The organism is Mycobacterium sp. E1715, from assembly GCF_001667625.1.
GTDB lineage: Bacteria > Actinomycetota > Actinomycetes > Mycobacteriales > Mycobacteriaceae > Mycobacterium.
Window position 1 is genome coordinate 1 of sequence record NZ_LZJJ01000347.1, and the last position, 11,440, is coordinate 11,440.

The 11,440-nt window shown below is 68.0% G+C and carries 12 protein-coding genes and 1 pseudogene; 7 read left to right on the forward strand and 6 right to left on the reverse strand.

Translation table 11 applies throughout. The features are described 5' to 3' along the window. Positions 1 to 213, forward strand: a pseudogene (locus tag A9X03_RS17520) (hypothetical protein); the annotation flags it as partial. Between the two features lie 64 nt (positions 214 to 277). Here the strand turns inward: A9X03_RS17520 and A9X03_RS17525 are convergent. From A9X03_RS17525 to A9X03_RS17540, 4 genes are all read right to left on the reverse strand, one after another. Beyond that, the gene (locus A9X03_RS17525; protein WP_067749522.1) at positions 278 to 1,291 is read right to left on the reverse strand and encodes a pyridine nucleotide-disulfide oxidoreductase; all 1,014 of its coding nucleotides are present in this window, start codon (positions 1,289 to 1,291) and stop codon (positions 278 to 280) included. A 91-nt stretch (positions 1,292 to 1,382) separates the two neighbouring features. Beyond that, entirely contained in the window at positions 1,383 to 1,994 is a 612-nt protein-coding gene (locus tag A9X03_RS17530; RefSeq protein WP_067749524.1) for a DUF5134 domain-containing protein, read from the reverse strand. A 128-nt stretch (positions 1,995 to 2,122) separates the two neighbouring features. Beyond that, complete coding sequence (locus A9X03_RS17535; protein WP_197498991.1) at positions 2,123 to 3,715, reverse strand: glycoside hydrolase family 13 protein; 1,593 nt, start codon at positions 3,713 to 3,715, stop codon at positions 2,123 to 2,125. After that, positions 3,715 to 4,110: a globin gene (locus tag A9X03_RS17540; protein WP_067749526.1), complete on the reverse strand. Its 396-nt coding sequence runs from the start codon at positions 4,108 to 4,110 to the stop codon at positions 3,715 to 3,717. Before A9X03_RS17540 ends, A9X03_RS17535 begins: the two co-directional genes overlap by 1 nt. A 142-nt stretch (positions 4,111 to 4,252) precedes the next feature. Here A9X03_RS17540 and A9X03_RS17545 point away from each other — a divergent pair, with 142 nt between their 5' ends. The 3 genes from A9X03_RS17545 to A9X03_RS17555 all read left to right on the forward strand — a co-directional run bounded on the left by A9X03_RS17545 (position 4,253) and on the right by A9X03_RS17555 (position 5,646). After that, positions 4,253 to 4,900 (forward strand): HNH endonuclease, encoded by a 648-nt coding sequence (locus tag A9X03_RS17545; RefSeq protein WP_067749494.1) that lies wholly within the window; start codon positions 4,253 to 4,255, stop codon positions 4,898 to 4,900. A 64-nt stretch (positions 4,901 to 4,964) separates the two neighbouring features. Next, positions 4,965 to 5,192 carry a hypothetical protein gene (locus A9X03_RS17550; protein WP_067780943.1) on the forward strand — a complete coding sequence of 76 codons (228 nt, stop codon included), beginning with the start codon at positions 4,965 to 4,967 and terminating at the stop codon, positions 5,190 to 5,192. Next, the gene (locus A9X03_RS17555) at positions 5,179 to 5,646 is read left to right on the forward strand and encodes a DUF5130 domain-containing protein (RefSeq protein ID WP_067749500.1); all 468 of its coding nucleotides are present in this window, start codon (positions 5,179 to 5,181) and stop codon (positions 5,644 to 5,646) included. The genes A9X03_RS17550 and A9X03_RS17555 overlap by 14 nt, the downstream gene beginning before the upstream one ends. Before the next feature lie 164 nt (positions 5,647 to 5,810). Here the strand turns inward: A9X03_RS17555 and pepN are convergent, their stop codons facing one another. After that, positions 5,811 to 8,387 carry an aminopeptidase N gene (gene pepN, locus A9X03_RS17560; protein WP_067891422.1) on the reverse strand — a complete coding sequence of 859 codons (2,577 nt, stop codon included), beginning with the start codon at positions 8,385 to 8,387 and terminating at the stop codon, positions 5,811 to 5,813. A gap of 105 nt (positions 8,388 to 8,492) precedes the next feature. Between pepN and A9X03_RS17565 the strand changes: the two genes are divergently transcribed. The 3 genes from A9X03_RS17565 to A9X03_RS17575 all read left to right on the forward strand — a co-directional run bounded on the left by A9X03_RS17565 (position 8,493) and on the right by A9X03_RS17575 (position 10,478). Further along, positions 8,493 to 9,116 (forward strand): DsbA family protein, encoded by a 624-nt coding sequence (locus A9X03_RS17565; protein WP_067891419.1) that lies wholly within the window; start codon positions 8,493 to 8,495, stop codon positions 9,114 to 9,116. A gap of 78 nt (positions 9,117 to 9,194) precedes the next feature. Further along, the gene (locus A9X03_RS17570) at positions 9,195 to 9,674 is read left to right on the forward strand and encodes a ribose-5-phosphate isomerase (protein ID WP_068262189.1); all 480 of its coding nucleotides are present in this window, start codon (positions 9,195 to 9,197) and stop codon (positions 9,672 to 9,674) included. 3 nt (positions 9,675 to 9,677) lie between these two features. Beyond that, complete coding sequence (locus tag A9X03_RS17575) at positions 9,678 to 10,478, forward strand: Fpg/Nei family DNA glycosylase (RefSeq protein WP_067749505.1); 801 nt, start codon at positions 9,678 to 9,680, stop codon at positions 10,476 to 10,478. 429 nt (positions 10,479 to 10,907) lie between these two features. Here the strand turns inward: A9X03_RS17575 and A9X03_RS17580 are convergent. Next, positions 10,908 to 11,440: serine hydrolase (locus A9X03_RS17580; protein ID WP_156736602.1), on the reverse strand; the 533-nt coding region annotated here is incomplete at its 5' end.

Consider the following 11,440-nt stretch of genomic DNA (forward strand, 5'->3'; position numbering starts at 1 on the left):
GTCGTCCAGGTGAGCTCGCCGGGCGGCAGTGTGGGAGTGCCGATGCGGTGTGTGTTCGCCTTGACCGCAATGGGTTTCCTGCCGCAGTCGGCCGACGCCGTCGGCGCCGACGAGATGATCCGCGTTCGGATCCTGCCGACCTGGTTGCGCCTCGACGCCCGGTTTGGCTCGGTGTACCGGCGCCGCGGCGACCCGGCTCTCTTATTGAGCTGACGCCTGAGACGACCGGTGTCGGTCGGAAATCATGTTGAGTTAAATGCGGTCGTCGGGCGGCGGATCAGGTGCCGTAGACCATCCACAACGGCAGAGCCGCGTCGAGGTAATCCATGAACTTCTTGAGGCCGACGCGGTATTGCCCATAGCCGTACGGGTCTTCGGCGTACTCGGGGAACGCGATGCCCAGCCCGAACAGGCCGGGGGCGAGGATTCCGTTCATCCGGTTGTACTGCAGCGGTCCCCACTGGGGCGTCTCGGGCAGCTTTCGCTGCTCGAAGCCGACGGTGTAGACGACGCGGTCGCACTCGGCGAGCTTCTCGTCGAAGTCCGGGCCGGCAACCCAGCACCTTTCCAACCGTTCCGGGTACTCCCCGTCGATGTTCTCCCGGGCCCAGACGGCGGCTCGGCCCTTGAGGCCGGTGTCATCGAACAGTATCCAATCATCAAGATAGACAGCGTATTTGAGCGGACTGCGGTAAAAATTGATCACCCTGCCGACCGGAAGCCGCAGCAGGTGCGGCAGCGCGATCATCGACGAGTGCGACGAGCCGAAGACGCCAACCGTCGCGCCTTCGAGTGGCACCTCGGCGAGCCTGTCGGCGTCGAGGGCGACCTCGACCGGAATCGCGTCGATGGGGTAGTCGAGACTCTTCGGTTCCGCGCCGATCGCGAGGATCACGTTGTCCGACCTTACTTCCGAATCCTGCGTCTGGATCCGCCACTGCCGCCGTTGCAGCGACAGGCTGGTGGCCACCGTCTCGAACACGTGCACCCGTTCGCGCAGGTGCCCGGTGACCCACACCAACGGGTCGGCGACCAGGGCCAGGGCGCAAGTCTCCTCCGGGTCGACTTCGGCCAGCGGGGAAGGCGGGGCCTCCGAAAACCGAAAGGCCGCAGAGCCGTTCAAGAAACTCAGGAAGGTTCCGGCAATGGTGTTGCTGGACACCGACCGCCACTTGCCGCCCAGGTCACCCGCGGCGAAGGCAGGATCGAGCCAGGCGATCTTGTCAGGCGGCACGCTCTGATCGAGCAGCCGCCCCACCGCCGCGATTCCCGCGGGTCCGGCTCCGATCACTGTCCACGAGTAGGTCGCCATGTACTAGGTATAGAGCAGCGACGAGCCAAGCGCTGCGCCGGAACTTGGCCGAACCGGTCGACCGGCCCGCTCACACGATGTCGGCGAACATCAGCGCCGTGCCTGCGGCGGTGACGGTCTGAGTCACGATTTGCGCGTGGGTTAGTCGAACGGCGCGCGGCATCAGGTCCGTCCAGCGCCGGGCCATCCAGCGATACGCCCAGTAAATCGCCACGCCGGCGAACCCCAGTGCCGCGGTCCAGTTCACCGCGCCGACCCAATCGGGGGTTTCGTGCCGCATCGCGGGCGCGCCCGACTGTGCGGACATGTCCATCGCCGCGCCGCCCGAGTGCGCGGGCCCTCCCGGCAGGCTGCCGTTCATCGCCCCGTACATCCAGGCCATCGCCACCATCATCACGGCGTAGTAGTAGTTCGTCAGCCGGCCATCGACGGCCCACGGCGCGTGACCGGCGACGCCGACGAACCAGGCACCGCCGAGCAGAAAGCACATCGCCGCCGCGAAGGTCGGAAGGGTCATTCCCACGCCCCAGGTCATCAGGATCATCGCGGCCGACATCGCGAGGTGTAGCAGCTGGCTGACGACGCCCGTCCAGCATCGGCGTTGGGCGACAAGGAAATACGCATACGCAACAAAGCTGACGGCGAAGAGCGCCGTCACCACCCACCGCAACGTGTTATCCACCGACGCGCCTTTCACCGGTGGGCTCGATCTCGGCCATGGCACGACAGTACCCCCACCGGGTATGCCCCTTGCAAGCGACACCCCGGAACGTTATGCGAAAGCTACTGCTCCGCCGCGCCTTTGGTCGCTCAGGCCAGCCAGGCCGCGGTGTCGGGCGGGAGTTTGCCGTCGACCAGCGGTGCGCTGGTCACGATGAGTTCTCCCGGTGGCAGTGGGATGGGTCGGCGGCCGGCGTTCACCGCGCACACCGCACCGCCGCCGCGGCGGAAGATCAGCGCATCACGCGGTGCGTCCAGCCACTCGAGCCCGTCGCCGTCGAATTCGGTGCGCTCCTTGCGCGATTTGATGATGTGCTGGAAGAACGAGAAGGTCGATTTCGGGTCGGCGGTCTGCTTTTCGACGGTCAGCGCCGCCCACTCCCTGGGCATCGGCAACCAGGTGGCTGGCGACGAGGAGAAGCCGAATGGCGGCGCGTCGCCCGACCACGGGATCGGGACCCGGCACTTGTCGCGGCCGCGCTCGGTGTGCCCGGAGCGTTCCCACGTCGGGTCTTGGAGCACTTCGTCGGGCAGCGTCACGTCGGGGAGCCCCAGCTCCTCGCCGTTGTAGACGAACACCGCGCCCGGCAGCGCCAGCATCACCATCGCCATGGCGCGCGCCCGGCGCAACCCGAGCTCACCGTCGCCGTACCGGGTGACCTCGCGGCCGACGTCGTGGTTGGACAGCGTCCACGTCGGTGTGGCGTTCTCGATCGCGGTGGCCGCCAACGAGTTCTGGATGGCGTCATGGATTTGGGTCGCGTCGAAGTCGATCTTGGTCAGCCGGAAGTTGAAGCCGAGATGAAGCTCGTCCGGTCGCAGGTATTCGGCCCACCGGACGTTGTCCATGACCCAGACCTCGCCGATGGTCACCGCCCCCGGGTAGTCATCGACGATCGATCGGATCCCGCGGTGGATTTCGTGCACGCTCGGGTGGTTGAAGCGCGGGTCGTCATCGCTGTGGTGCAGGACCTTGATGTCGCCCCGCGCGTCGGGCAGGTCGGCCGGCTTGGCCATTCCGTGCGCGACGTCGATGCGGAATCCGTCGACGCCGCGTTCCAGCCAGAACCGCAGCGTCTTCTCGAAGTCGTCGAAGATGTCCGGGTGTTCCCAGTTCAGGTCCGGCTGCTCGGCGTCGAACAGGTGCAGGTACCACTGGCCCGGATTGCCGTCCGGTTCGATCACCCGCGTCCAGGCCGGCCCGCCGAACACCGACGTCCAGTTGTTCGGCGGCAGTTCGCCGTCGGAGCCGCGCCCGTCGCGAAAAAAGTAGCGGTCACGGGCGTCGGTGCCCGGACCGGCAGCCAGCGCAGCCTGAAACCACGGATGCGCCGAACTGCTGTGGTTGGGCACCACGTCCATGGTGATCTTGATGCCCCGCTCGTGTGCCGCCGCCACCAGCCGCTCGAACGCCGCCATCCCGCCGAACAACGGGTCGATGTCGCGCGGATCCGCGACGTCGTAGCCATGGTCGGCCATCGGCGACACGGTGACAGGGTTGAGCCAGATCGCGTCGACGCCGAGCCGTTCCAGGTGTTCCAGCCGAGCCGTCAGACCGTCCAGGTCGCCGACGCCGTCGCCGTCACTGTCGGCGAACGACCGCGGATACACCTGATAGAACACCGCGTCTGACCACCACGGCTTGGCGCTCATTCCACCCCGCTCATTGTCGTGGGCCGACATCACAACGCCGCGTTGACCAGCGAGTGGGCAGCCATTTCAAGGTAATCGAGCAACTGGCGCCGGTGCTCGTCGTCGAGGGTCTCCGAGTCGATCGAGCCGACGGCGATGTGCATGCAGCGCAGCCAGGCGTCGCGCTCGATGGGAGTGATCCGGAACGGGACGTGGCGCATGCGCAACCGGGGATGGCCCCGCTGGTCGGAGTAGGTGCGGGGACCGCCCCAGTACTGCTCGAGGAACATCCGCAGCCGCTCCTCGGCGCCCGCCAGGTCGTCTTCGGGGTAGATCTGGCGCAGGATCTCGTCCTCGGCGACCTGGGCGTAGAACCGGGACACGATCGCGTTGAACGTGGGGGCACCGCCGACGGCGTCATAGAAGGACTGGGGCTCGGAATCCATCGTCTCCATTGTGGTCCATCGCGGTGGCGCCGGGCCGCGCCGGGCCGACGGTGTGCCCGGTGTTCACCCGCGCGACATGCCGTTCACCTGCAATAGGGGTGCGATTGGCGGCGAATCATGGTGGACTATCGGCGGAGGATCTATGGCGCAGGGCAAAAGACGCCGCAGCCACCGCAGTTCCGGTGCCGCGGCAGGGTTAACCGGGCCCCCATCCGCGTCGTGCCTGCATAGCGTCGATAGCCATCCCCCCACCCGCCAAGACACCGCATCCGTGTGGAGCCGCCGGCGCGTGCTGCTGCTGAATTCCACCTACGAGCCGCTGACCGCCCTGCCGATGCGCCGGGCCATCGTGATGGTGATCTGCGGCAAGGCCGACGTGGTCCACCACGACCCGGCGGGGCCGGTGATCCACTCGGCCACCAGCTCGATCCTGGTGCCCTCGGTGATCCAGCTGCGGTCCTATGTGCGCGTCCCCTACCGCGCCCGGGTCCCGATGACCCGCGCCGCGCTGATGCACCGCGACCGGTTCTCCTGCGCCTACTGCGGGGCCAAGGCCGACACGGTCGATCACGTGGTGCCCCGCAGCCGCGGTGGCGACCACTCCTGGGAGAACTGCGTCGCGTGCTGCTCGACGTGCAACCACCGCAAGGGCGACAAGCTACTGACCGAACTCGGCTGGGTGCTGCGCCGTACGCCGCTGCCGCCGACGGGGCAGCACTGGCGGCTGCTCTCGACGGTCAAGGAGCTCGATCCGGCCTGGGCGCGTTACCTCGGCGAAGGCGCGGCCTGACCAATCTCGTGTCCGAGTGTGCCGACGAATCACCGCGTGAGATACGGTTTTCGTCGTGAGCCTTTTGCAGATTCACCTGTACTTCATCGGGATACCGTTGCTGCTGGTGGTCGTCCTGGCGCTGCTGATCTGGTCTCGCAAGGGACCGCACCCGGCGACCTACAAGCTGGGGGAGAAGTGGACCCACCCGCCGATTTTGTGGGCGGCCACGGACGAAGACGTCGGCCACGCTCACGGCGGGCACGGCGGACATGAATTCGCAGTCGGAGGTGGCGCCAGTGGCACGTGGTGAGTTAGCGACGATCGAGCCCGACGAGCTGCCCAACGGCTGGGTGATCACCACCAGCGGGCGCCTTTCCGGGGTGACCGAGCCGGGCGAGCTGTCGGTTCATTTCCCCTTCCCGACCAAGGACCTCGTCGCCATCGATGACGCCCTTAAGTTCGGCTCGCGGGCGTCGAAGGCTCGGTTCGCCATCTACCTCGGCGACCTGGGCAACGACACCGCCGCCCGCGCGCGCGAGATCCTGGCCAAGGTGCCCACGCCGGACGACGCCGTGCTGCTGGCGGTCTCGCCCGACCAGAAGGTCATCGAGGTCGTCTACGGCTCGCAGGTCCGCGGCCGCGGCGCCGAGTCGTCGGCGCCGCTGGGGGTCGCCGCCGCGACCTCGGCGTTCCAGCGCGGTGACCTGGTCGACGGCCTGGTCAGCGCGATCCGCGTCATGAGCGCGGGGATCTCTCCGGCCTAGTGGCGATCGCGAGCGCGGCGTAGCCGGGCGTGGCGGGTCGCCACCGTTTGGTCTAGTGGCGATCGCGAGCGCGGCGTAGCCGGGCGTGGCGGGTCGCCACCATCCGGTCTAGTGGCGATCGCGAGCGCGGCGTAGCCGGGCGTGGCGGGTCGCCACCATCCGGTCTAGTCCGCCGCGTCGAACGTGCGCGCCCGCAGGGCCCGCTTCACACCGGCCTGGCCTTCGAGGACCAGCCGCCGCAACGCGGGCGGCACCTCCGGGTCGGACAGGAACTTGTCGGCGGCCGCGATGCCGGCCTCGCTGATGTTCCAGTGCGGGTACAGGCCGATCACCACCGTTTGCGCGACTTCGCTGGACCGCCGCGCCCACACGCCCGGGATCGCCGCGAAGTAGCGATCCGTGAACGGTGCGAGCAGATCCTGCTGACCCGATGGGGCGAAGCCCGCGATGATGGCGCGGGCCGTGATGTTGGCCAGGGTGTCGTCCTCGATCACCGTCGTCCAGGCCTGCTCCTTGACCTCAGGTTGCGGTCGCGCCGTCGCCGCCTGGGCGCCGTGGCGCTTGCCGGCGGCGGTGGGGTCGCGCTGCACCTCCGCGTCGATGAAGGGCGTCGCGGGCCCGTCGGCGTCGATCTCGCCGGCGCTGGCGAGCGCGGTGACGATGCGCCACCGCAGGTCGGTGTCGATCTCGAGGCCGGCCAATCCGAGATCCGCCGGGTCGTGGTCGAGCAGGTCCGCCAGCGTCACGACGTGCCGGGTCGACAGCACCGACGAGCACAGGGTGTTGACGAACGCGAGCTGATGATCCGAGCCGGGCTCGGCGGCGCGGGCCAGCTCCAGCAGCCGGTCGGCGAACTGCGGCCACCCGTGTTCGTGTGCCCAGGCCGGCTCGGCGTAGGAGGCCAGCGCCGTCTGGGCCTGCAGCAGCAGCCGCTGCGCCACCCCCACCTCGGTTTCGGCGTGCACGCCACCCGAAACCAGGGCCACGAAGTCGCGGGCGCGCAGTTCGGCCTCGCGCGTCATCTCCCACGCCGCCGACCACACCAGCGAACGCGGCAGCGGCTCGGCGATGTCGGCGATCCGCGCCAGCGCGGTCTGCAGCGACTCGCCGTCCAGCCGCAGCGAGCAATACGTCAGATCGTCATCGTTGACCAGGACCAGCTGACCGCGTGAAACGCCAACCAGCGCAGGCACTTCCGTGACGGCATCTTCGACGTCGAGCTCTTCCCGCCGCACGCGCACCAGCTTGCCGGCCCCGTCGTCGTCGTAGATCCCGATCGCCAGCCGGTGCACCCGCGTCTCGCCGGCCCCCGGGGCGGCGCCACTCTGGGTCACCGCGAACCGGGAGAACCTGCCGTCGGCGTCGACGTCGAAATCCGGCCGCAGCGTGTTCAGGCCGGTCGTCTTCAACCACTGCTGGCCCCAGTCGGACAGGTCGCGGCCCGACGCCTTCTCGAGCGCGGCGACCAGGTCGTCGAAGGTCGCGTTGCCGAACGCGTGGCTACGGAAATAGTCGCGCAACCCCGCCAGGAAATGCTCCAGCCCGACGTAGGCGACGAGCTGCTTGAGCACGGAGGCGCCCTTGGCATAGGTGATGCCGTCGAAGTTCACCTCGACCGCGGCCAAGTCGGGGATGTCGGCGGCGATCGGATGCGTCGACGGCAACTGGTCCTGGCGATACGCCCACGACTTCTCGACGGTCGCGAAAGTCGTCCAGGCCTCGGTGAATTCGGTGGCCTCCGCCTGGCAGAGCACCGACGCGAACGTCGCGAACGACTCGTTGAGCCACAGGTCGTCCCACCAGGTCATGGTGACCAGGTCCCCGAACCACATGTGCGCCATCTCGTGCAGCACCGTCTCGGCGCGCCGCTCGTAGGAGGCCCGGGTGACCTTGCTGCGAAAGACGTAGTCCTCCAGGAAGGTCACCGCGCCCGCGTTTTCCATTGCGCCGGCGTTGAATTCGGGAACGAAGAGCTGGTCGTATTTGCCGAACGCGTACGGTAGCCCAAAGTTCTTGTGGTAGAAGCTAAATCCCTGTTTGGTCTGGGTAAAGAGCCGCTCGGCGTCCATGTGGCGCGCCAGGGACTCCCGGCAGAAGATGCCCAGCGGGATCTCCCCGTGTTCGTCGGTGTAGGTGTCGTTCCATTCGGCGTACGGGCCGGCGATCAAGGCCACCAGGTAGGTGCTCATCCGCGGGGTGGTGGCGAAGGTGTGCGTGCCGTCCTCCACAGACACCGTCGCGCCGTTGGAGATCACCTTCCAGTGTGAGGGCGCGGTCACCCGCAGTTCGAACGTGGCCTTCAGGTCGGGCTGGTCGAAGCACGCGAACATCCGCTTGGCATCGGCGGTCTCGAACTGCGAGTACAGGTACGTTTCGTCGTCGACCGGGTCGACGAAGCGGTGCAGGCCCTCGCCGGTATTGGAGTAGCGGCAGTCCGCGTCGACCTCCAGGACATTGCGCTTCTGCAGGCCGAGCAACGGGATGCCCGTCGATTCGTCGTATCCCGACACGTCGAGCTCGTGGCCGTTGAGAGTGGCGGCGCGCACCGTCTCGGCCGCGAGGTCGATATAGGTGTCGGCGCCGGGCAGCGCGTCGAACACCACCGTGGTAATGGATCGGAACGTGCGGTCGCCGGGTGCGCCGTTGCCGTCGGTCACGTCAAGGTCGATCCGGTAGCTGTCGACGGTGATCAGGGCGGCGCGCTCGACGGCCTGGTCCCGAGTCAGATTAGGAAGGGCCACGCGTCCAACTTACGTCCCCCGGCCTCATCTCGGGCACTGCGGGAACAGGGGCGGGGCGCCTACGGTTGTGCTGGACGGTGTGTTGACCGACGAGAGGATTGCGCTATGCCTGACAACGCTGCCGGGAAAGACCAAGCCGATTTCTGGTTCGATCCGCTGTGCCCGTGGTGCTGGATCACGTCGCGCTGGATCCTCGAGGTGGAGAAGGTTCGCAACATCGACGTGCACTTCCACGTCATGAGCCTCGCGATTCTCAACGAGAACCGCGAAGGGCTGCCTGACAAGTACCGCGAGATGATGAAGCACGCCTGGGGTCCGGTGCGGGTGGCGATCGCCGCCGAGCAGGCCCACGGGGCCGGAGTCCTGGACCCGCTGTACACGGCGATGGGCACCCGGATTCACAACGAGGACAACAAGAACCTCGAAGAGGTCATCAAGCTGTCGCTGGCCGACGCCGGCCTGCCGGCGGAACTCGCCGAGGCCGCCACCAGCGACGCCTACGACGACGCCCTGCGCAAGAGCCACCACGCCGGCATGGACGCGGTCGGTGACGACGTCGGCACGCCGACCATTCACGTCAACGGTGTGGCGTTCTTCGGCCCGGTGCTCTCGAAGATCCCGCGCGGCGAGGAGGCCGGCAAGCTGTGGGACGCGTCGGTGACCTTCGCGTCCTACCCGCACTTCTTCGAACTCAAGCGGACCCGCACCGAGAAGCCCGAATTCGACTAGATCGTCGGGCGGCGTGCTGCGCCCGGCTTCGCCGCGCTTGCGATCGCCGCGGCGCACGGCTGTGTAAGGATGGCGGGCATGCGCCTCTACCTCGGCTCTGACCACGCCGGATTCGAGCTCAAGCAGCACATCATCGCCCACCTCCAAGGGGCCGGGCACGAGCCGATCGATTGCGGCGCCTTCACCTATGACGCCGAGGACGACTACCCGGCGTTCTGCATCGCCGCGGCGACCCGAACGGTGGCCGACCCGGACAGCCTGGGCATCGTGCTGGGCGGGTCGGGTAACGGCGAACAGATCGCGGCCAACAAGGTGCCCGGGGCTCGCTGCGCGCTGGCGTGGAGCGTCGAGACGGCGACGCTGGCCCGCGAACACAACAACGCCCAATTGATCGGCATCGGCGGGCGCATGCACACCGTCGAGGAGGCGTTGGCCATCGTGGACGCCTTCCTGAGCGCGCAATGGTCGAAAGCCGAACGCCACCAACGGCGTATCGACATTCTCGCCGAATACGAGCGCACCCACCAGGCGCCGCCCGTGCCCGGCGCGCCGGCGTAAGCCATGCCCGAAGGGCATACCCTGCACCGGCTGGCCCGGCTGCACCAGCGCCGATTCGGTGGCGCGCCCGTGGCGGTGTCGAGCCCGCAGGGCCGTTTCGTCGACTCGGCCGTGGTGGACGGCCGCGTGCTGCGCCGCACCAGTGTCTGGGGCAAACACCTCTTCCACCACTACGACGGCGGGCCGATCGTGCACGTCCATCTCGGCCTTTACGGCGCCTTCACCGAATGGCCACGCGAGGGGAGGGTCCTCCCGGAACCGGTCGGGCAGGTGCGGATGCGCATGGTCGGCGCGGACTACGGCACCGACTTGCGCGGACCGACCGTCTGCGAGGTGATCGACGAGGGCCAGGTGTCCGACGTCCTCGCCAAGCTCGGCCCCGATCCGTTGCGCAACGACGCCGACCCGTCCTGGGCTTGGAATCGAATTACGAAGTCCCGCAGGCCTATCGGCGCGTTGTTGATGGATCAGACCATCGTCGCGGGCGTGGGCAACGTCTACCGAAACGAGCTGCTCTACCGCCACCACATCGATCCGTTCCGCCCCGGCCGAGACGTCGGCGAAGGGGAGTTCGACGCGGCATGGACCGATCTGGTCGCGCTGATGAAGGTCGGCTTACGCCGCGGGAAGATCGTGGTCGTGCGGCCCGAGCACGACCACGGGCCGCCGTCGTATCGGGCCGGGCGGCCCAGGACATACGTGTACCGCCGCGCCGGCGAGGCCTGCCGCGTCTGCGGGGATTCGATCCGCACGGCCGTCTTGGAAGGCCGCAACGTGTTCTGGTGCCCGACCTGCCAGAAGTGACGCGGCCGCAACGGCGGGAATTTCGCACCAAGAAACGTTCGCGTTCACTGTTTAGGGGTGGCGGCCACCGGGGTATTGGTTAGGTTATGAAAACAATTCCTCGTTTGGCCGCAACGGCTATCGCGATTGGCGGGTTGGGGCTGGCGGGCTTGGGCGTCGCTACTGAAGCGGCAGCGCATCCCGGACCCTTCCCGCAGTGGTGCCCGGGTGAGTTTTGGGATCCGGGCTGGGGCAACAACTGGGACTGGAACAGCTGCCACGACTGGCGCGGGGGGCCACCGGGACCTCCGGGGTGGGGACATCCGGGTCCGCCACCGCCTCCTGGGCCATGGGGCCCACCCGGGCCGCCCGGGCCGCCCGGCTGGCACCCCTGATCCGCGCAACGACGAACGCGCCCTGCCGAACCGGCGGGGCGCGTTTTCACAAGCGTTAGACGACCCCGAGCGCCGCGTAGACCTCGTTGCTTAAGGCGAGGCTGCGCGGGTCGGCGTTGGCCTTGGTGGCGTCGAAGCGGTTCATCACGTACGCGTAGCCGATCCGGTGTTCCAGATCGACGAAACCGAAGGAGCCGCCCAGCCCGCCGTGGCCGAAGATCCGGGGGTTGGGCCCGTTGACGCACCGTTGATTGAGCATGTATCCCAGCCCCCACCCGTGGTCGGCCACCCGCGGCCCCAGCACCAGATCGGTGTCCAGCCCGCCCTGACATTCCCGCACCAGGTCCATGTGCTCACGGCTGAGCACCTTCTCCTGCGCCAGCACGTTGTAGAACGTCGCCAAGCCCAGGGCCGAGACTTGCCCGTTGGTACCGGGAAACTCGAGTTCGCGCCACAGCCGCAGGTCGTGGGAGCCGAGCTCGTCGTCGGGGGCGAAACCCATCGAGATCGACAGGGCGGCCTTGGGGTGCTCGGTGAGGCTCGTCGGGTAGCCGGGCGCCTGCGCATCGGCCAGCAGGTCGCGGGCGT